21 protein-coding genes and 1 pseudogene are annotated in these 20,243 nt (G+C 44.9%); 10 read left to right on the plus strand and 12 right to left on the minus strand.

Features of this window, described 5'->3' with window-relative positions; translation table 11 throughout:
- Nucleotides 1–353 precede the first annotated feature (353 nt).
- The gene (locus tag K5L93_RS05485; protein WP_220718815.1) at nucleotides 354–749 is read right to left on the minus strand and encodes a GlcG/HbpS family heme-binding protein; all 396 of its coding nucleotides are present in this window, start codon (nucleotides 747–749) and stop codon (nucleotides 354–356) included.
- 187 nt (nucleotides 750–936) lie between these two features.
- On the opposite strand from K5L93_RS05485, the pseudogene K5L93_RS05490 reads away from it, so the two are divergent.
- From K5L93_RS05490 to K5L93_RS05500, 3 genes and pseudogenes are all read left to right on the plus strand, one after another.
- A pseudogene (locus tag K5L93_RS05490) lies at nucleotides 937–1,673 on the plus strand (SDR family oxidoreductase).
- Between the two features lie 46 nt (nucleotides 1,674–1,719).
- On the plus strand, nucleotides 1,720–2,097 hold the full coding sequence (locus tag K5L93_RS05495) for a hypothetical protein (RefSeq protein WP_220718816.1): 378 nt from the start codon (nucleotides 1,720–1,722) through the stop codon (nucleotides 2,095–2,097).
- 77 nt (nucleotides 2,098–2,174) lie between these two features.
- Nucleotides 2,175–2,402 carry a hypothetical protein gene (locus K5L93_RS05500; protein ID WP_246614993.1) on the plus strand — a complete coding sequence of 76 codons (228 nt, stop codon included), beginning with the start codon at nucleotides 2,175–2,177 and terminating at the stop codon, nucleotides 2,400–2,402.
- 33 nt (nucleotides 2,403–2,435) lie between these two features.
- Here K5L93_RS05500 and K5L93_RS05505 read toward each other — a convergent pair whose 3' ends face one another.
- From K5L93_RS05505 to xerD, 5 genes are all read right to left on the minus strand, one after another.
- Entirely contained in the window at nucleotides 2,436–4,013 is a 1,578-nt protein-coding gene (locus K5L93_RS05505) for a PAS domain-containing methyl-accepting chemotaxis protein (protein ID WP_220718817.1), read from the minus strand.
- Nucleotides 4,014–4,246: 233 nt separating this feature from the next.
- Nucleotides 4,247–4,678: a thioredoxin TrxC gene (trxC, locus tag K5L93_RS05510; protein WP_220718818.1), complete on the minus strand. Its 432-nt coding sequence runs from the start codon at nucleotides 4,676–4,678 to the stop codon at nucleotides 4,247–4,249.
- Nucleotides 4,679–4,697: 19 nt separating this feature from the next.
- Complete coding sequence (recJ, locus tag K5L93_RS05515; protein WP_220718819.1) at nucleotides 4,698–6,419, minus strand: single-stranded-DNA-specific exonuclease RecJ; 1,722 nt, start codon at nucleotides 6,417–6,419, stop codon at nucleotides 4,698–4,700.
- Nucleotides 6,420–6,499: 80 nt separating this feature from the next.
- Nucleotides 6,500–7,315 (minus strand): bifunctional protein-disulfide isomerase/oxidoreductase DsbC, encoded by an 816-nt coding sequence (gene dsbC, locus K5L93_RS05520; RefSeq protein ID WP_220718820.1) that lies wholly within the window; start codon nucleotides 7,313–7,315, stop codon nucleotides 6,500–6,502.
- A gap of 112 nt (nucleotides 7,316–7,427) precedes the next feature.
- Nucleotides 7,428–8,348: a site-specific tyrosine recombinase XerD gene (xerD, locus tag K5L93_RS05525; RefSeq protein WP_220718821.1), complete on the minus strand. Its 921-nt coding sequence runs from the start codon at nucleotides 8,346–8,348 to the stop codon at nucleotides 7,428–7,430.
- 100 nt (nucleotides 8,349–8,448) lie between these two features.
- Here xerD and fldB point away from each other — a divergent pair, with 100 nt between their 5' ends.
- Nucleotides 8,449–8,973, plus strand: a complete 525-nt coding sequence (fldB, locus tag K5L93_RS05530) for a flavodoxin FldB (RefSeq protein WP_220718822.1) — start codon at nucleotides 8,449–8,451, stop codon at nucleotides 8,971–8,973.
- Nucleotides 8,974–9,006: 33 nt separating this feature from the next.
- Here fldB and brnQ read toward each other — a convergent pair whose 3' ends face one another.
- Entirely contained in the window at nucleotides 9,007–10,314 is a 1,308-nt protein-coding gene (gene brnQ, locus K5L93_RS05535; RefSeq protein WP_246614994.1) for a branched-chain amino acid transport system II carrier protein, read from the minus strand.
- Nucleotides 10,315–10,445: 131 nt separating this feature from the next.
- Nucleotides 10,446–11,168, minus strand: coding sequence for a tRNA1(Val) (adenine(37)-N6)-methyltransferase (locus K5L93_RS05540; protein ID WP_220718823.1), 723 nt, complete (start codon nucleotides 11,166–11,168; stop codon nucleotides 10,446–10,448).
- 97 nt (nucleotides 11,169–11,265) lie between these two features.
- Here K5L93_RS05540 and srmB point away from each other — a divergent pair, with 97 nt between their 5' ends.
- Entirely contained in the window at nucleotides 11,266–12,522 is a 1,257-nt protein-coding gene (srmB, locus tag K5L93_RS05545; RefSeq protein WP_220718824.1) for an ATP-dependent RNA helicase SrmB, read from the plus strand.
- A 63-nt stretch (nucleotides 12,523–12,585) separates the two neighbouring features.
- Here srmB and K5L93_RS05550 read toward each other — a convergent pair whose 3' ends face one another.
- The 4 genes from K5L93_RS05550 to K5L93_RS05565 all read right to left on the minus strand — a co-directional run bounded on the left by K5L93_RS05550 (nucleotide 12,586) and on the right by K5L93_RS05565 (nucleotide 17,138).
- A complete protein-coding gene (locus K5L93_RS05550) occupies nucleotides 12,586–13,332 on the minus strand; it encodes an OmpA family protein (RefSeq protein WP_220718825.1) in 747 nt (248 codons plus the stop codon).
- Nucleotides 13,333–14,181: 849 nt separating this feature from the next.
- The gene (gene yaaA / locus K5L93_RS05555; protein WP_220718826.1) at nucleotides 14,182–14,958 is read right to left on the minus strand and encodes a peroxide stress protein YaaA; all 777 of its coding nucleotides are present in this window, start codon (nucleotides 14,956–14,958) and stop codon (nucleotides 14,182–14,184) included.
- An 18-nt stretch (nucleotides 14,959–14,976) separates the two neighbouring features.
- Nucleotides 14,977–16,095, minus strand: coding sequence for a PilT/PilU family type 4a pilus ATPase (locus tag K5L93_RS05560; protein ID WP_220718827.1), 1,119 nt, complete (start codon nucleotides 16,093–16,095; stop codon nucleotides 14,977–14,979).
- 8 nt (nucleotides 16,096–16,103) lie between these two features.
- On the minus strand, nucleotides 16,104–17,138 hold the full coding sequence (locus K5L93_RS05565; protein ID WP_016401371.1) for a type IV pilus twitching motility protein PilT: 1,035 nt from the start codon (nucleotides 17,136–17,138) through the stop codon (nucleotides 16,104–16,106).
- Nucleotides 17,139–17,163: 25 nt separating this feature from the next.
- On the opposite strand from K5L93_RS05565, the gene K5L93_RS05570 reads away from it, so the two are divergent.
- The 5 genes from K5L93_RS05570 to K5L93_RS05590 all read left to right on the plus strand — a co-directional run bounded on the left by K5L93_RS05570 (nucleotide 17,164) and on the right by K5L93_RS05590 (nucleotide 20,217).
- Nucleotides 17,164–17,862 (plus strand): YggS family pyridoxal phosphate-dependent enzyme, encoded by a 699-nt coding sequence (locus K5L93_RS05570; protein WP_220718828.1) that lies wholly within the window; start codon nucleotides 17,164–17,166, stop codon nucleotides 17,860–17,862.
- A gap of 186 nt (nucleotides 17,863–18,048) precedes the next feature.
- A complete protein-coding gene (gene proC, locus K5L93_RS05575) occupies nucleotides 18,049–18,870 on the plus strand; it encodes a pyrroline-5-carboxylate reductase (protein WP_220718829.1) in 822 nt (273 codons plus the stop codon).
- Nucleotides 18,871–18,887: 17 nt separating this feature from the next.
- Nucleotides 18,888–19,433, plus strand: a complete 546-nt coding sequence (locus K5L93_RS05580; RefSeq protein ID WP_220718830.1) for a YggT family protein — start codon at nucleotides 18,888–18,890, stop codon at nucleotides 19,431–19,433.
- Nucleotides 19,434–19,724 carry a DUF167 family protein YggU gene (gene yggU / locus K5L93_RS05585; RefSeq protein ID WP_016401375.1) on the plus strand — a complete coding sequence of 97 codons (291 nt, stop codon included), beginning with the start codon at nucleotides 19,434–19,436 and terminating at the stop codon, nucleotides 19,722–19,724.
- A 58-nt stretch (nucleotides 19,725–19,782) separates the two neighbouring features.
- On the plus strand, nucleotides 19,783–20,217 hold the full coding sequence (locus tag K5L93_RS05590; protein WP_220718831.1) for a DUF4426 domain-containing protein: 435 nt from the start codon (nucleotides 19,783–19,785) through the stop codon (nucleotides 20,215–20,217).
- Nucleotides 20,218–20,243: the final 26 nt, after the last annotated feature.

Here is a 20,243-nt window from a genome sequence, read left to right on the forward strand (position 1 = left end):
TACTTTTTATAACTAAGCTGATGTCAAAAGTTGAAGCCTATTTTGGGGCCCAAAATATTGAATGAATGCTAACAGTAACTAAAACTCTAGAGACCAAGCCTTTTTGCCTTCCCATAGCAACATTAAGCCCTTCAAACATTAATCGTTGATAAAAACAAAATATTAAAAAACACTCTGTTGCTACCGAACGATAGACGGAACTTTTATCGTAAAACTTTCAGATGAACTGATAACTATTAGTGAGCACTAAAATACATGCTAGCCACTAATATCGAGGTGAACAGGGATGATATGAGAGATAAGTCAATAGCGCAAACCAAAGGTTTACGCCAGTGATGAAAATTTGATCTTGGTTATACCATAGCATCTATTGCAGCTTGCGCTAGAGCAGCATCGTCTTGCTCACTCATGCCGCTAATACCAATGGCGCCAATCACATTACCATCTTGGTAAATCGGCACCCCACCCTGAATACCGGTAAAACGAGGATCCGTCCAATACCCCATGTCTTTACCCGTTTCTTTTGCCCAAGCCGCTAAGTTGGCTGTAGGCTGGCGATCACGCGCTGCGGTATACGCTTTGTTCTGAGCTAGTACTGCTGCATGAAAAGCCACATTGTTCATTCGAGAAAAGCTCACTAACTCGCCGTGAGCATCAACCACTGCAACAGCAATGCTCACTTGTTTTTCGTCGGCTAAACGTAAGGCTTGCACATTTAAGGCACTGGCGAATTCAAAGGTAATATCCATAAATAATCTCAAAAGTGATAGTTAAGTTATTCCAGAGTCTAGAAAGATTAGCGCTTAAAGCCAACGCTTAGGGCGCAAGTTTGTCGCACTATAGTATGGAATATAGTCATTTAATTCGTAACATAAAGGCTTTCTGTAGGCGGGTGATATTGCTAGCATGGTCTTTCTTCACCTAGCAGGGACAACGATGAATAAGGTTGCACTCGTCACCGGTTCTAGTCGTGGCATTGGCGCTGCTACCGCTTTGCTGCTGGCGCAACAAGGCTATGCCGTTTGTATTAACTACAAACGAAACCAAACAGCTGCTAACACGCTGCTGAAGCAAATCCATGCCTTAAGTGTTCCTGCAATGGCGTATGCTGCTGATGTAAGCCAAGAGCAGCAAGTTGATAAACTGTTCGCTGCCATTGACCAACAACTCGGCCCAATTACCGCCTTAGTCAACAATGCAGCCATGTTGCTACCACAAAGCTCGTTGGTGAATATGAATCATGCTCGCATCAATCAGCTGCTCACAACCAACGTAACCAGTGCTTTTTTGTGCTGTAAATACGCCATTAAGCGCATGGGCAGCCGTTATGGCGGTGCCATTGTTAATGTGTCTTCGGCCGCAGCTCGCATAGGTTCACCCTTCGAATACATCGATTATGCAGCCAGTAAAGGTGCCATTGATACTCTCACTAAAGGGCTTTCCTTAGAATTAGCGAGCAAAAGATTAGAGTGAATGGGGTGCGGCCAGGCTTTATTGATACCGACATGCATGCCGATGGCGGAGAACCCAACCGAATTGAACGCATCCGCAGCGCCATTCCAATGCAGCGCGCCGGTCAGCCCAGCGAAGTTGCCGAAGCCATTGCTTGGCTGCTTTCAAAACAAGCTTCTTATATCACGGGTAGCATTGTCGACGTTGCTGGCGGGCGATAAAACGCTGAAATGCCAAGTGCTTAACAACACAAATAAGGACCATTAAATGGCCAAAGATCCTCGAATTATCGACAAACGTATTCCCTTTGTAATGGCTTTACTTATTGGCCTTTTTTGTTACTACACCTGGGCGCCGAATAGCCCTTTTAAACAGATAGAAAGCCTGTCTTTAGAACACGCGCTAGCACATCAACAATCAGCTTTAGTTGAGGGCAATATTCTGGTTATTGGCACCACCAATAACCAGCAAGAGCTCTTAGCTAAAAGTGCTGAAGGAAAATTACTCACTATCAGCTTCAATCAACAACCAACACCCACTATTGGTAGTTTTTGGCAGGTAAAAGGCATACTTAGCTGGCCTGAAAATGCCCCCTTACTTAACGTTTCTCAAGCAAGTAACCCAACCAAACAACCAGCAGATTGACAATAAACTGCGCCAACGCAAGGTTGTATATAAGCATGTGCTTAATAATGGCTTAAGTCGTTATTAAAAAGGGCTATATGATGACTCAGCAACAAGGAAAGTACCTATTATATGCCGTTATATGCATAGGTTTATTATTGGTGCTAGTAGGAGTAGCTTTAGCTATGTTCTCTAATATTAGCGTTTCCATGGGCGTAACTGGGGTACAAATAATCGCTGGTATCATCGGCTTAGGCTTGCTGTTAATGGTGCCCAGCAAAATTATCCTCACCCTAATACTGATGAAAGCAAAATCAAAAAATTAAGCCCAGTGTTCTGTAGTTGATTTATCAGCTAAATCAGCGAGCAAACAGCTCGACCATTGCCCGCAACTTGCCACTTTGTTCAGCCAACAGATGATTGGCTTCGCTAGTATGCTGGCAACGCTGCAAGGTTTGCTGAGTTTGCTGGCTAATGGCTGAAACATTGCCACCAATTTCACTGGCAACCGAAGCCTGCTCCTCAGTCGCATTGGCAATTTGACTAATGCGGCTGCGAATTTCTTCCACTGTTTGGGTAATCTGCATAATTGCATCACCGGCATGGGCAGCTTGATCAACACTGCCCTGAGCGGCCTTGCTACCTTGTTGCATCACTTTCACCGCTCTTTCAGCGCCGGTTTGCAGCGTTGCCACAATGCTTTGAATTTCTTCGGTTGAGCTTTGCGTGCGGCTAGCTAAGGTTCGTACTTCATCAGCCACCACCGCAAACCCTCGCCCCTGTTCGCCCGCTCTAGCTGCTTCGATAGCAGCATTTAAAGCCAGTAAATTGGTTTGTTCGGCAATGCCTTGAATAACCGTTACAAAGGAGCCAATTTGTTCACTTTCTTGAGCTAGCGACGCGATCACTTCGCTGGCGGTATCAATTTCTTTAGCCAGCAGGTTTATTTGGGCGATGGTGTCGTTAACTTCTTGATGGCCTTGGCGCACCTGCTGATCGGCTTGGCTAGTTTGCTCCACGGTTTGCTGGACACTGGACGATACCTCTTCAACGCTACTCGCCATTTGGCCAATGGCGCTAGCGACTTGCTCAACCTCGTTTTGCTGCGAGTCCATATCGCTGTATACACCTTCGGTTGCGCTAGATGCCTGAGCCGCCACCTTATCCAGTTGCTGAGCAGCATCACTGACTCGCCAAATTAAAGTTTGTTGTTGATGATCCAATAAAATATTGGCTAATTGCAATTGCCCTAGTTCATCGCAGCGCCCGGTGTAAATCCATTGCGCTACGGGATCATCAATAGTTTTTTTACTGCTGGCGGCTAAACTGCGGATCGACGCACTTAGCATAGTGGCTAACAACACGCTTAGCCCAATAATTACCATGGCTGCGATAAGCCCACTGCCAAAAGACAATAACGAGTTAACTAGGCAAAATGCCAACACCAATAATCCAGGTAAGGCAAAACTTAAGCTATAACGGCTTAATATATTCAGCCCGCGCTCCAAGCGGGAAATAGGTGCCTGACCTTGATTGATGCGTTGATACAAACGATCAGCGCGTTTTACTGCCTCGGCATTAGGTTTTACCCTCACCGACTGGTAACCCTCTATCTCACCTTTGCTAGAGAGCATGGGAGTGACAAAAGCATCGACCCAGTAATTATCACCGTTTTTGCAGCGATTATTTACAATCCCCATCCACGGCTTGCCGCTTTCAATTCGATCCCAAAGCATCTTGAAGGCCACTTTTGGCATTGCAGGATGGCGAACAATGTTATGTCCATGAGTCACCAGCTCATCGTTGCTATAACCGCTAATGTCGACAAAATCTTGATTAGCGTAGGTAATTACGCCTCGAGGATCGGTAGTTGAAACGATGTGTTGATGCTCAACCATCTTGCGCTCGTTTCCAGTAAGAGAGGTTCCCCTAGGCATAAACAATCCTTTAATCACTAGCCGTGTGTTTGGCTTATTTTTATTTGATGTGCTTATAAATTATTGACAACAAATAGATAACTCGCCAACAACAAACACTTAAAAAACATAACTTTTTGGATTATCTCTATTTGGACAAGCAACACAATATTAGGCTGTAGAAAATGCGAAGGATAGAGCAAAAACTTTAGCGCTAAGAATAAGCCCTAAAGTTTTAAATATATTGGATTTAGCTAAATATATTGTTCGAGCCACTGCTGCATAGCTTGAGCTGGCAATGCACCCGCTTGTTGGCTTAATAATTTGCCATTTTTGAACACCATTAAAGTAGGAATAGAGCGAATTTGATAACGCTGCGCTAGTGCTTGTTGCTCCTCGGTATTCACTTTTAAAAACTGTGCGCGATGAGCAAACTGCTGAGCAGCTTGCTGGTAGGCCGGTGCCATGTTTTTACAAGGGCCACACCACGATGCCCAAAAATCGACAACCACCGGTAACTCGCCACCTAGGTGCTTACTAAAGCTTGTTTCGGTAACATCAATCGGCTCACCACTAAATAAGGCTTGCTTACATTTGCCACATTTGGCTTGCTCAGCAACTCGCGCCACAGGTAAGCGATTGCCTGCTTGGCAACTAGGGCATACCACAATCAGTGATTCAGACATCTATCTACTCCTATAAGGTTTATAAGGGGGCTAAGTGTTCAACCATAAGTTGTACGCTGCGCCGCCCTCTAAATTCATTTACGTCCAGCTTATAAACCAGTTGCACATGCTTGAGGCTGGCATTTGGCCAAATGCTGCGATCCACATTAAAAGCAATAGCATCCACTTCTTGGCTCATGCCCGGTAGCTTCACACTCATCTTTAAATGCTTTTCGCCCACAACTCGCTGGGCACACAACTCAAACTCGCCATCAAACAAAGGCTCGGGAAAACCTTGACCCCAAGGTCCCGATTCACGCAGCATTTCGGCAAATTCCAACACCAATTGCTCTGGTGCTAATTCCCCGTCACTAAGTAAAGTGTGAGTGAGGCATTCTTCATCGATAAAATCTTTGGCGGTATTTTCTAAACAAGCTTGAAACTCGCTAAATCGCGATTGCGATAAGGACAAACCCGCAGCCATTGCATGGCCACCAAACTTAGCAATTAGACCTGGGTTTTGGGTATCTATACGTTCCAGTAAATCACGAAGATGCACTCCAGCCACCGAACGTCCCGAGCCTTTTACTTCGCCATTATCGCCATCAGCAAAAGCAAACACTGGGCGGTAGTATTTTTCTTTAATGCGTGAAGCCACTAGCCCCACCACCCCTTGATGCCAATCGGCCTGATACAAACACAGTGCTTTGGGTAGGCTTTGAGTATCTAAACTCAACTTGCTCACGCTTTGCTGGGCTTCTTGCTGCATGCTGGCTTCTATATCTTTGCGCTCACTATTCAAACTGTCCATTTCGCTGGCCAATTGGCGGGCGTGGTGAATATCGTCACTAAGCAAACAGTGAATGCCTAAGCTCATATCGTCTAAGCGGCCAACCGCGTTAAGGCGCGGACCTATAGCAAAACCTAAGTCACTAGCCACCATACTGGCTTTATTGCGGCCAGACACTTCAATAAGCGCTTGAATGCCGGGCCTACAGGCACCAGCTCGAATACGCTGCAGCCCTTGGTGAACTAAAATTCGGTTATTACTGTCCAGCGGCACTACATCCGCCACAGTGCCTAGTGCAACCAAATCCAATAAACTGGCAATATTGGGCTCTACCAAGCCTTGCTGGGCAAATAAATCTTGTTCACGCATTTTGCTGCGCAGCGCCATAAGCAAGTAAAACGCTACACCTACGCCAGCCAGATTTTTACTTGGAAAAGCGCAGGCCGACAGATTTGGATTAACAATAGCCGCCGCTTTGGGTAATTGCTCACCTGGCAGGTGGTGATCGGTGATAAGTACCGGAATACCAAGAGACTGCGCCTTATCAACACCATTGATGCTGGAAATGCCATTATCCACGGTAATAATAAGCTCTGCGCCTTTGGCAGCGGCTAGCTCTACAATCTCTGGGCTTAAGCCATAGCCGTACTCAAAACGGTTAGGCACTAAAAAATCTACAGACCGAAAACCAAACTGCGGCAAGCCAGCCATTAATAATGCGGTGCTGGTTGCGCCATCAGCATCAAAGTCACCAACAATCAGGATCTTCTTTCGCTGCTGCAGATTGCTTATCAGTAAGTTGACCGCATCATCCATGCCTTGCAAACCTTGAAATGGCAAAAGAGCTTGAGCGCGCCGTTCAACATCGGCCGCGGTTTTAACTCCGCGTCGCACATACACTTGTTTTATCAGCTCTGGCCATTCGGCTGGTAGCGCTTGGGTATCGAGATTTTCGCGGCGGCGTAATAACACGTATTGGTTTCTCTAGGATGGTGAAATAAAAAAGGCTCCCCTTTTTAACAAAAGTAGGAGCCTATTTACAGCAGTGAAAGCTAGCTACGCTCTAAAAACTCTAACAAGGCAGCAGGTGGGCGATATCCCGGCAACATGGTGCCATCTTCTAGCACCATGGCTGGCGTACCACGTACACCGAACGCTTCGCCTAACTGGTACTGTTTAAGCACTGTGTTATCACAACTTGCGCTCGCTACTGAGCCACCATTTTTAGCTGCGCTCATGGCACCGGCTTTATCATCTGCACACCATACGCTTTGCATTTCACCATAAACGGGAGAATCTACTCCACCGCGTGGGAAAGCCAAGTAACGCACAGTAATGCCTAAATCGGTATAACCCGCTAAGGTTTCAACTTTTTGAGTTTGCTGGTTTTTTTCTTTATAAGTGTACAGTTCGTTATGCAACTTGCGACAATAACCACAGCTGGTATCGGTAAACACTGTTACAACGTGTTTTTCATCTTTTGCTTTGAATACAATCATGTCGTTTTCGAAACTTGCTAACTGCTTAATTCGCACCTTAGCCATGCTGGCATCCGTTAGGTTCACTCGATTAACTAAATCAAACAAGCTGCCTTGAATTAAATAACGACCGTCTTGGCTCACATAAAACATGCCCTGGCTGGTGGCCACTTCATAAATACCAGCTAATGGCGTTTCGGCTACTGCATCTACTTTTACACCTAAACGCGCTTCAATCACCTGTTTGGTTTTTGCAGTATCCAATTTGTTGGTCATGTCTGCTTGAGCCACCTTGGTTTCAGGCTGCTCACTGGCATCGTCACTCCAGGCAGTGTTTAAGCTTAGGCCGAATAAACTCATCGACAACAATAAGGCCTTGGATAATTTCATTAAATTTTCTCCGAATTAGGGGTATACAAGCAGACCGTGCAAAGCTTGCAAAACTTACCGCCTATAGGCGGTAATTGCAAAAAATTTAGTTACAAACTGCTTAGTAGCTCGCCTAAGCACGCGGGTGATGCTGCTGGTAAACACTGCGTAAACGCTCGTTAGCTACATGGGTATAGATTTGAGTTGTAGACAAATCACTATGCCCCAATAACATTTGCACCACCCTTAAATCAGCGCCGTGGTTAAGTAAGTGAGTGGCAAAAGCATGACGTAAGGTATGCGGTGATAAGTGGTTGTTAATCCCCGCTAAGCTGGCATAGCGCTTAATTCGATGCCAAAAAGTTTGCCGGGTCATTTGGCTACCACGAGAGCTTGGAAACAATACATCGCTTTCTTGTTTTAATAACAATGGCCTCGCTTGCTTTAAATAGCACTCTAGTACATCTACCGCTTGTTCACCCAATGGCACTAAACGTTCTTTACCGCCTTTACCCACAACCCTTACCAAACCTTGCCGCAAGCTCACTTGCTCTATTTGCAGGCTAACTAACTCAGTCACTCGCAGCCCAGTGGCATATAAAACTTCTAACATGGCTAAATCGCGATGCTGAATGGGATCATCCAACTGCGGCTCATTTAGCAAGGCTTCTACCTCGGCTTCACTTAAGGTGCCCGGTAATTTTTTCTCTAATTTAGGTTGAACTAACAAGGCACAGGGATCATCTTCTCGGCTTTTTTCTTGAATTAAAAAGCGGTAAAAACGCTTCAAGGTGGAAAGTTGTCTAGCCGCACTAGCCGGCTTTTGCCCTTGCTCATAGCGATAAGCAATAAAGCCCTGCAAGTCTAAGGCTTCAGCTTGTTCTAGCGGGACTTCTTTCTGCAACAAAAAACTCGCCAGCTGGTTTAAATCATTGCGATAAGAATTAAGGGTGTTCTCTGCAAGGCTGTGCTCAAACCACAACTGTTCAATAAAGCGATTGATATGTGGATTATCAATCTCGCTGGCTTTAGGTTTGCTTTGCTTGCTTGGCATATTTCTCACTAATTAATCGGGCTAACACTTGGCTTATTGGTGTTAGTTAACGCTTTTGATAAACTGCCCGCGCACACTGCAACGCTTAAGGAAGTTTTACATGCGCATTGGCCTGTTCTTTGGCTCGTCTACCTGTTACACCGAAATGGCAGCAGAGAAAATTCTCGCTGAATTTGCCGACCATGATATCGACATGTTCAATATTAAAGATTGCGACATAAGCCAAATGCACGACTATTCGCTGCTTATTCTTGGCATTTCTACTTGGGATTATGGCGAATTACAGGAAGATTGGGAAGCCGTATGGGATAACCTTGAAGGGCTTGATTTTAAGAATAAAACCATCGCCCTGTTTGGCCTAGGTGACCAAGTGGGTTATAGCGAATGGTTTTTAGATGCTATGGGATTATTGTTTGAGCAACTGGCGCCCTCTGGCGCTAACTTTATTGGCTTTTGGCCAAACCAAGGTTATGAGTTTGAAGCCTCTAAAGCTCTCACCGAAGACGGCGAATTCTTTTATGGCTTAGCGCTAGACGATGAACACCAATACGAATTAAGCGACCAACGTATTCAACAATGGTGTGGCCAGTTAAAGCAGGAATTGGCCGAACTGCAACAAGTTTAAATAGCGCCAACATGCTGTTGGCGCTATTTTAGCTTATGCGGTTTCGGCAACAGTTTGCTTGCTTGAGCGAGCAAACACGCTAACCAATACTGCGGCTAGAGTAGGCAATAACCAAGCAAAACCTTGTGAGAAGCCCGGTAATACATTAAAGGCTTCCATGTTCACACCAGTCGCTTTTATTGCATCGAGCACACCAAAAATAGCAGCGACACCGATAATTAATCGAGCCGCCATTTGAGGCCGGTTAAACCAATCCACTAGCAGGTTAAAGGCAATCAATGCCACTGCAACCGGGTAGATACCAATAAGAATTGGAATAGACACCACCAACAGTTGGTTCAAACCAATGTTAGCCACTAATGCACAGCAGGCAGCAGTAGCAATAGCGGTAAGCTTATAAGAGAACTTGCTGTTATCACTCACGTACGTTGAGAACGACGAGATACCACCAATAGCCGTTGTAAAACAGGCCAAGCTTACAATGGTAGATAACAATAGTTGGCCTTTAGCGCCAAACAATACAGCTACGTAGGCAACAATAATTTCGCCACCATTTTGCGCCTCTGGCGCTACGCCAGTTGCGGTAGCACCGAGGTAAAACAGCACGACATAAAATAGGGTTAAGCCAATTGCCGCTATTATGCTGGCCTTAACCAAATAGCCAAATTGCTCGCCTTTACCACTTACACCCTTACCGTTAAGCGCATCGATCATCAACACACCAAACATCAATGCTGCAAGTGCATCCATAGTGTTGTAACCGTCGATAAAACCTTGACCAAAAGGCATCTCGGCAAAGCCTTTTTGGGCTTCAGCAATCTCTGCAAAAGGATTACTAAATACACTTACACCGATAACTGCAATACAAATTACCAACAAAGGAGTGATTATTTTGCCAACAGTATCGATTAAACCACCGCGGCGCAGAATAAAAAACAAAGCCGCCACAAAATAGAACAACGAGTAAGCAATTAAAGTGAGTTGGCTAGCGCTTTCAACCAGCGGAACTAAGCCAAGCTCATAAGCTACCAAACATGTACGGGGAATCCCGAACATTGGAACCAATACCAAATAAATGGCGAGCGCAATAAAGTTGGCGACTTTACTGGGCAAATAGCGACCTAAGTGAACAATACCACCACCGGCTTTAGCAATCGCTAATAAACCCAGTAAAGGTAAACCTACCGCAGTGGCCAGAAAACCAAGCATCGACATCGCTAAATTATCGCCCGCTAACATGCCTGCCATAGGTGGAAAAATTAAATTACCTGCGCCTAAAAAAAAGGCAAAAACCATCATCCCTAAGCTGATTGTATTCCATGATCCAAGAGGTTTGGTCACGTGTTATCCCCGTTGTAGATTGCAATTGATTATATTTTTAAGCGGTGAAGTATATAGCATGGTTTAAAAACATAAAACCAGTGAATAAATCTACATAAAGGATAATTGATCCAACTCAACAGTAAACAAATCTACATTTTTAAGTACAATTCTCTACACAACTCAACATATTGCTCAGAGTAAGTTCTATCCTCCTGATAGATAAGGATTTGCTCTTGCTTAAGTGATAACGAAGCGTGTTGAGAGAAGCGCATCAAACGACGAATCGCTGGTTTATTGGGGAGAGATTGCACCTCAGCTTGATGTATTAAACACCAATTGTTGCTTAAGGCTTGCTGTTGCCACAACTCTGCTACATCACACGGGAGCACTAACGCCAGTTCGGTGTTTGCATGGCATAACTTTTTTAAGGCAGCAAAAAACTGCTCCGCATTGAGCGAGCCACTGTGTCTAGCTAGCTGGCGCTTTTCATCGAATTGCTGTCCGGCTGGATAATACGGCGGATTAGAAACAATAAGATCATAGGCATAAGGTGATAGGTGGGTTTGCATACTACTTAAAGTTACATTGATAGTTTTTGCCCACGGAGAGTTCGCCACATTAGATTTAGCTTGCTCACAGGCATCAGCGTCAATATCAATGGCATCAATACTCAGCTTGCCTTCACCGCGTTGAGCCATGATTAAGCTAATTAATCCGGTGCCTGTTCCAACATCCAATATGCGCTTAGCATTTGCCAGATTAAGCCACGCCGCTAATAAGATCCCGTCGGTACCCACCTTCATTGCGCATTGATCATGTGCTACATGAAACTGCTTAAAGGTGAATCCAGGACGCTGATTATGATCGATCACTTCTTGCTTGCCTCTGTTTGGCGCTATACTATGCCGCGAATGTAAATGACCCGCGCTTTTGGTTCAAGTCGATGGCGCCTCACAACTTGGTAGATTTATGACCTTCGAAGACCTCGACCTAGACCCGCAGATCCTAGCTGCAGTAAGCGATATGAGCTTACAAAAAGCCACAACTATTCAGCAGCAAACCATTCCGGCCATGCTTGATGGTCGAGATGTACTGGCTTCTGCGCCTACCGGCACAGGTAAAACCTTAGGCTTTTTGCTGCCAGCAATTCAACATTTGTTGGACTACCCTCGCCGCAAAGCCGGGCCCGGTCGAGTATTAATTCTGACGCCTACCCGTGAGCTTGCCATGCAAGTCGCCGAACAGGCTCGTTTAGCGACAGCGCATACTAAACTCACAACCATCGACATCACTGGTGGGGTTAAATACGATGTTCACGCTGAACAGCTTAAGGGCAATATTGATATCGTGATCGCTACCCCTGGCCGCTTAATGGAGTACATCACCTATAAGGTGTTTGATACCCAAGCCATTGAGGTATTGATTCTAGACGAAGCCGACCGAATGTTAGACATGGGCTTTATTAAAGACATGGAAACCATTAGCGACGCTACCAGTGAGCGTAGTCAAACTGCCTTGTTTTCAGCCACCTTAGAAGGCTCAGGATTATTGCGATTTGCCGACAAGGTAATGCAAGATCCGGTGCAAATTGAAGTAGAACCACCTCGCCGTGAGCGCGCTAAGATTCTACAGATATTGCACTTTTGTGATGATGCTGCCCATAAATACCAATTATTGCGTCACTACCTGCTTAATGAAGAAATAGAACGTTGTGTGGTATTTGTTAAAACCCGTGAGCGTTTGTATACCCTCGCGGAGCAGTTACAAAGCGATGAGATTAAAGCATCTTATTTGCGTGGTGAAATGGCTCAAGATAAACGCAACCAAGCCATGCAAGCCTTTAGAGATGGCGAAGTAAAGATACTTATTGCTACCGACGTAGCCGCTCGTGGTTTAGATGTACCGGAGATAAGCCATGTTTTTAACTATGACATGCCACGTACCCCAGATGTTTATGTTCACCGTATTGGCCGCACCGCGCGTGCTGGACGTAAAGGCATAGCAGTTAACCTAGTAGAAGCGCATGATATGGGTGCATTGGCCAAAGCGGAACGTTATACCGATGAGCCAATTAAACGCCGAGTAATCGATGGCTTACGCCCAACTCACCGTGTCGCAGCTCCACCGGCTAAGAAGAAAAAACCCAAAACTGTGGAAGCTAAAAAAGCCGCCAAGAAAAAGGCTAAAGGACGGGCTAAGAAGCTAGCTAAAAAAGCTAAGAAATAATGAGCTAAAAAACGAAAGCCACGCATTGCGTGGCTTTTTTGTTAGTGGTGTTACTAGCCTGTATTAGTGATAAACACGCACTTCTACACGGCGGTTATGGGCGCGGCCTTCTTCGGTAGCATTAGAAGCAGCTGGAGCGGCTTTTCCTTTTGCTTCCTCAATAACTCGGTCTGGAGTCACTCCTGCTGCTAATAGTGCATCTGCAACATTATCAGCACGGCGAAGACTTAAAGCCATATTGTACTCATCGTTACCGATGCTATCGGTATAACCTACCGCATCAATGGTTAGCTCATTAGCAATAATGGTTTTGGCAATACAATCTAATTTTTCTTGCTCATCAGCATTGTATTTGTCTTTATCAAAACCAAATAAGATGTGTTCAAAGCCAACCACTTTGTCATCCTCAACCATCACATATTGTTCACAAGATTCAGGTACTAGTGCTGCAGCGGCTACAGCCACCACTACAACTTCTTCAATAATCTCTTCCTCTACCACAACAACTTCTTCAATAATTACTTCTTCTACGATTTCACAACCGCGCTCATCAACGATTGCGCCCGCAGGTGTATCAGGACATTCATCAACACTATTAGCAACACCGTCACCATCACGATCAGGGTTTGCACAAAGTAAGGCACCTACAATACCTCCACCAACAGCGCCACCGCCACCAGCCAGAATACCACCAAAACCGGCACCTATGGCAGGACAAATAATTCCCGCTTCTCCTTGAGGAGCACTAGAACACCCAGTTAATGAAACTGCGCCAACTAGCGCAAATACCACTGCAATCTTATTTTTCATATTATCTCCGTATGGCCTAACTCGACTATTCATGTCGATTACCTTGAGTAAAAAATAAGTTACCTATTCACCAATTAAAACCTATTCTAAGTAGGTTTTTTTTAATATTCGCAAGGCTCGAGCAAAAACTCAAGTGAATAAAAAGTTAAAAAATTCAACTTCACCATTATAGTACATCCAATAAAACCATATAAATTAACGTTACTGCTAATTTGCAGATGAGTAACAACGATTGCCTTGCGAAAACTCAACCATTGATGAACAAAAAACGCTCATTTATACCAATAACACTAAGTAAGTGATCAGAAATAACGCAGGAAAAATGCTCGAGGATAAGCCAGGGTTTTTCGATAAGTAGTTATTCTACAATCAAAAATTCTAACGCAGTTATCGAGTATTTTAACCAGTTAGAATGAACAGGTACTTAGTACGATTGGTATCACACCTTGTGTGACAATATTCGACACCGAGGTTCAAGCTCTACTAGACTTAACCAACTATTCTCAAGAAAATGAAAAGTAGTAAATATAAGCTCTAAGCCAGCGCTTTATTTAGGCTTAATAACTCAACTAAATGTCCGTGATGAGTTTATGCTTTATTACCTACCGCCAAGCTACTACAAGCAGTTTTAACCAGCTGAAAATAAGCAGTCAAACACCTACTATGGGTTAGCAAAAACTTAGACTTGTTGTCTGACTGCGTAATATTGGCCAGAAGAAGAGAGCATCGTCTCAAACCGTTAAACCGAGGCGCGGAAGCATTTTAGAAATAAAATGCCGCTCACCTTAAGTAAGCGGCATTCCCTAACTCAGAGTGACTTTCTTTTCAAACCAACCGAACAAATGAAACTTACTCAGCCTCGTCGCGCAAAAACACTAAGGTGCTAGAGTCTGAGCTGTTTTCATCAAAATAGTACCCCTGATAATCAAACTGGCTCAGTTGCTCTAAGCAGGTGACCTGCTTATCAAACATATAGCGAGCCATTAAGCCACGGGCTTTTTTGGCATAAAAGCTTATGATCTTATACTGACCGTTCTTTTGATCTTTAAACACCGGGGTAATAACCGTGCCGTTTAAAAGCTTAGGTTTAACTGCCTTAAAGTACTCATTAGAGGCCAAATTAACCAGGATATTGTCGCCCTGCTCGGCTAAAGCTTGATTCAGTTTCTCGGTGAGAATATCTCCCCAAAACTGATACAAGTTTGCCCCTCTTTCATTAGCGAGCTTAATGCCCATTTCTAAGCGATAAGCCATCATCAAATCCATGGGACGCAACAAACCATAAAGACCGGACAAGATCCGCAAATGCTGCTGAGCATAGTCTAATTGCTCAGCGCTTAAGCTGGCTGCATCTAAACCAGTGTATACATCACCTTTAAAAGCAAACACCGCTGGGCGAGCCAAGTCTTCTGGTAAGTCCTTGGTCCATTCTGCAAAACGGGCAGCGTTTAAGCCTGCTAACTTATCACTAATTTTCATTAAGCTAGCGATGTCGGCTGGGCTTAACTGCCTAGCCACATCGATTAGCTCGGCACTATGCTCAAGCAGCTCAGGGCGAGAAGATGAGTAACTCGCTAACTCAGAACTAAAATCCAAGGTTTTAGCTGGTGAAATAACCGCTAACATAATGCTCCTTTTTCCTTTCTAAAAATCGACGGTTACGCCGTCTAACATGCCACTGTCTAAATTATTCGACTTTTCAGTACCATGCAATTTAATCATCAAGCGCAAATCGTTAGGTGAATCGGCATGGGCAATAGCCTCGGCATAACCAATAACACCGCTTTCGTATAGTTCAAACAGGCTTTGGTCAAAGGTTAACATACCCTGCTCGCGCGATTTACTCATTAACTCTTTAAGCTTATGCATATCACCTTTACGAATTAAATCCGCAGCTAAAGGTGTATTAAGTAAAATTTCAAATACCCCGCGACGACCATTACCATCTTTGGTAGGCACCAACTGCTGCGCCACAATCGCACGTAGATTGAATGACAAGTCAAAACACAGTTGGCGATGACGTTCTTCTGGCACTAAATGCATAATCCGGTCTAAGGCTTGGTTAGCATTGTTGGCGTGCAAGGTAGCCATACACAAGTGACCCGTTTCAGAGAATTGCAACGCAAACTCCATGGTCTCACGGGTACGGATCTCACCAATTAGAATTACATCAGGTGCTTGACGCAATGAGTTCTTTAAGGCCTCATCAAACGACGGCGTATCAATGCCCACTTCACGCTGGTTAACAATACAACCCGCATGCTTGTGCATAAATTCCACCGGATCTTCAATGGTAAGAATATGCCCACTTGAATTGTGATTACGATAATCAATCATACTGGCCTGAGTGGTTGACTTACCGGCACCGGTAGCACCAACAAATAGAATCAAACCACGTTTCGACATGCCTACTTCTTTGAGAATTTGCGGCAATTGCAGCTGCTCAAAACTTGGAATATCGGTTTCAATGCGACGAATCACCATGCTTGGCTGTTCGCGTTGATAAAAAGCACTCACACGGTAACGGCCCAAGCCTTGGCGAGCGATAGCAAAGTTTGCCTCTCGGCCAGTAACAAAGGCCTCTAGCTGAGCCTCTGTGCGAATGGCAGCTAGCATATCCATGACATGCTCTGGCATTAGCTTTTGCTCAGTTAACGGCATTAAACGGCCACTCACTTTAGCACTAGGCGGCACCCCAACCGATAGATATAAATCGGATGCTTTACGCTCCGACATATCGCTTAATAGCTCATCGAGTAACATAAACCCTCCTAAAAGTTATTGGGATCTGCAGCTTTAAGTTTAGCGTCTTCATACGACACCATGCCTTGGTTCACCAACTCTTTTAAATTTTGATCCAAGGTCTGCATACCGTGCGCCATACCGGTTTGAATAACCGAGTACATTTGCGCCACTTTGTCTTCACGAATCAAGTTACGAATAGCTGGAATACCGGTCATGATTTCGTGAGCAGCCACTCGTCCGCCACCCAGTTTTTTAAGCAGGGTTTGAGCAATTACCGCACGCAGCGATTCCGACAACATGGAGCGTACCATGTCTTTTTCTGCAGCTGGAAATACGTCAATTACACGGTCAATGGTTTTAGCCGCAGAGGTGGTGTGCAAGGTGCCAAATACTAAGTGACCGGTTTCGGCCGCGGTGAGTGCTAGGCGAATGGTTTCTAAGTCACGTAATTCACCCACCAGAATAATATCCGGGTCTTCACGAAGCGCTGAACGTAGCGCATTGTTAAAGCTATGGGTATCGCGGTGCACTTCACGTTGGTTAATCAAACAGTTTTTGTTTTTGTGCACAAATTCGATCGGGTCTTCAATGGTAAGGATGTGCTCATGGCGCTGCTCATTAATGTAATCGATCATCGCCGCCAAGGTGGTTGATTTACCAGAACCGGTTGGGCCGGTTACTAGCACTAAACCACGTGGGTGTTCAGCGATTTGCCTAAAGATGGCCGGTGCCCCTAGTTGCTCTAAGCTCAATACTTCTGAAGGAATAGTACGAAATACCGCCGCTGCGCCGCGACTTTGTTGGAAGGCATTCACACGAAATCGCGCTACCCCTGGCACCTCAAACGAGAAGTCAATCTCGAGGTTTTCTTCGTATTCTTTACGTTGTTTATCGTTCATAATGTCGTAAATCAAACTATGAACTTGCTTGTGCTCTAGTGCCGGTACATTAATTTTACGTACTTCACCGTCTACTCGAATCATCGGTGGCAATTCTGCAGACAGGTGTAGATCTGACGCGTTATGTTTTACACTAAAGGCCAGTAATTCAGTAACATCCATTTAATTGTTTCCTCAATGTGAGTCTATGAGCAGTATTACCCAAGCACTTCAATTTGTTAACCAAGAAATTCAGCAAGCGTTAGCTAAAGCACATCGCCCCGCCAATGCTGTTGAATTGTTAGCCGTTAGTAAAACCAAACCCTTAAGTGATATTGCAGCGGCCTATTTGGCTGGTCAACGCAGCTTTGGTGAAAATTACGTGCAAGAGGGCGTTAACAAAATCATCGAAAGCCAACAGCAAAGTTGGCTAAAAGACCCCATAGAATGGCACTTTATTGGCCCCTTGCAGTCCAACAAAACTCGCCTCGTGGCGGAACACTTTGATTGGATGCAAACCCTAGAGCGAGCCAAAATCGCCGACCGCCTAGCGGCGCAGCGCCCTAGTAACATGGCGCCCTTGCAAGTGTGTATTCAAGTCAATATTAGCCAAGAACCGGCTAAATCAGGAGTGTTGCTGGAAGATGTCTTTGCATTGGCTGCACACATTGCGAAACAGCCAGCCTTAACCCTGCGCGGTTTAATGGCCATTCCGCAAAAGCTTGAGCAAGGCCAAGAACTGGCTGCCCAATTTGCCGCCATGCAACAAAAATTTGGTGAATTACAGCAACAATATTCTAGTGTTGATACTCTTTCCATGGGGATGAGTGGCGACATGCAAATGGCAATCAATAACGGCAGTACCATGGTTAGGGTGGGCAGCGCGATATTTGGCCAACGAAACTAATACCAATCACACTAAGTAAGTGAGCAGAAATAGCGCAGGAAAATACTCGAGAATAAGACAGGATTTTTCGATAAGTAGTTATTCTACAATCAAAAATGCTAACGCTATTATCGAGTATTTTAACCAGCTAGACTGAACAGTGACTTAGTACGATTGGTATAAGAACAATAATAAGGAAAATTGAACATGACAGCTCGAATTGCGTTTATTGGCGGTGGTAACATGGCCAGCAGTTTGATTGGTGGCTTACTGGCTAATGGCGCAAACCCAAGCAACATCACCGCTAGTGATCCTAATACTGAACAGCAGCAAAACCTTAAGCAGCAGTTTTCGGTAAATGTAACTGGCGATAACAATCAAGCCATTGCCCAAAGCGATGTGATTGTATTGGCGGTAAAACCGCAACTTATGGCAGTGGTTTGCCAAGCCATTGCCGATGCAGGCAATGACTTAAGCAGCAAACTGTTTGTCTCTATTGCTGCAGGTGTCAACGTTAAACGCTTGAAAGGTTTACTGGGCGAACAAGTTGCCATTGTGCGCACCATGCCTAATACTCCTGCATTGGTTGGCCGCGGTATGACCGGTTTATATGCTCCAGCGGATGTTAGCGAACAGCAAATTGCTAGCGCCGAGCAACTAATGCAAGCAGTAGGTGAAACCTGCTGGGTAAAAAATGAAGATGATATCAACCATATCATTGCAGCAGCAGGCAGTGCCCCCGCTTACTTTTTCCTGTTTATGGAAGCTATGCAGCAGCAAGCAGAGCAACTAGGCTTTAGCCCTGAACAAGCTAGAAGCTTAGTTCAGCAATCAGCCTTAGGCAGTGCCGAATTAGTTGCAGCTAACCCAGACCTTGATTTAGCGACACTTCGGGCCAATGTTACTTCTAAGGGAGGCACGACTGCCGAGGCGATTCGTGTTTTTGAAGAACAAGGCTTACGTAAAGTAGTCGCCAACGCCATGGACGCCGCCGTTGAACGCGGACGCGAAATGGAAAGTTTGTTTTAATTTATTCTGAGGACCTTATGCAAGCGCTTAGTTACTTGATTGAAGTTGTATTCAACCTCTACTTGATGGTGGTTTTACTGCGTGTGTGGCTACAAATGGCGCGCGCCGATTTTTACAACCCGCTTAGCCAATTTGTGGTTAAAGCAACCAACCCCATTGTCGTTCCGCTACGCCGGGTTATCCCAGGATTCGCTGGAATAGATTGGGCAGCAGTGTTCTTGGCATTAGTCATATCCTTTGCCAAATGGGCTATTTTAATGCAGCTACGTGGCGGTTTTGATTTAACTGCGGTAGCGATTCTGGCCTTGTTTAGCACGCTAAAAGAAGCAGGAATGTTGTTGTTCTGGGTATTACTGCTGCGCGCTATCCTAAGCTGGGTAAGCCAAGGTCGCAGCCCAATAGAGTATGTATTAGGCCAATTAACTGAACCGCTACTTTCACCGATCCGCCGAATTCTTCCTTCCATGGGAGGATTGGATTTATCTGTATTGGTGCTATTTATTGCGCTTAACTTTCTTAATTTGTTAATCGCTGGCTGGGTACCATTCTGGAGCTCATTGTAATTGCCTAAGCCGGTTAGCTTTGATGACGTAAACCTGCTGTTGCAGGTTTACGTGCAACCCAAAGCCAGCCGCGACGCGATTATTGGCCTGCACGGTGAAGAGCTTAAAATCGCCATTACTGCTCCACCGGTTGATGGAAAAGCCAATCAGCACTTGAGCAAGTTTTTAGCGAAACAATGTAAGGTGGCCAAATCCCAAATCTCTATCCTTCGCGGAGAACTTGGTCGCCACAAAACCATTAGCATTGCTCAGCCAAAACAAATCCCTGAGATAATCGCTGGTTTGCTGTAACTTTTATCGCGCAGAATCTTTCTATACTTAAACCATGCATGTAAAAAAGGTCGTCCTCATGAGTAAGTTTTTCTTGGTCAACTTGATCGCCAGCATAATGCTATTTTCTCTACCCAGTCAGGCGGAACAAAAAGTTCAACTGGGTAACTATGAAGTGCACTATGTGGCTTTTAACTCCACCTTTATTCCAGCAGAAGTCGCCAAAATTTACGGTTTGCAGCGTAGCCGATATAACGGCCTGATTAACATCACCGTGCTCGACAGCAAATCGGCTAACAAGGCTCCAGTTGCAGTAAACATATCAGGAACAGCGCGTAACTTAATTGGTAATCAAAAAAACCTAGAGTTTAAAGAAATTCGCGAAGGCGAGTCGATTTACTACATTGCCGAACTGCGCCACAGCAACGAAGAGACCTTTCGTTTCAAGCTCACTATTGATGATGGCAAAAGCCAACAGCTGCTAGAGTTTCAACAGAAGTTCTACGTAGATTAGGGGCTGTTAATCTTTGCTGATGGTTT

The sequence above is a fragment of the Agarivorans litoreus genome (assembly GCF_019649015.1).
Taxonomy (GTDB): Bacteria; Pseudomonadota; Gammaproteobacteria; order Enterobacterales; family Celerinatantimonadaceae; genus Agarivorans; species Agarivorans litoreus.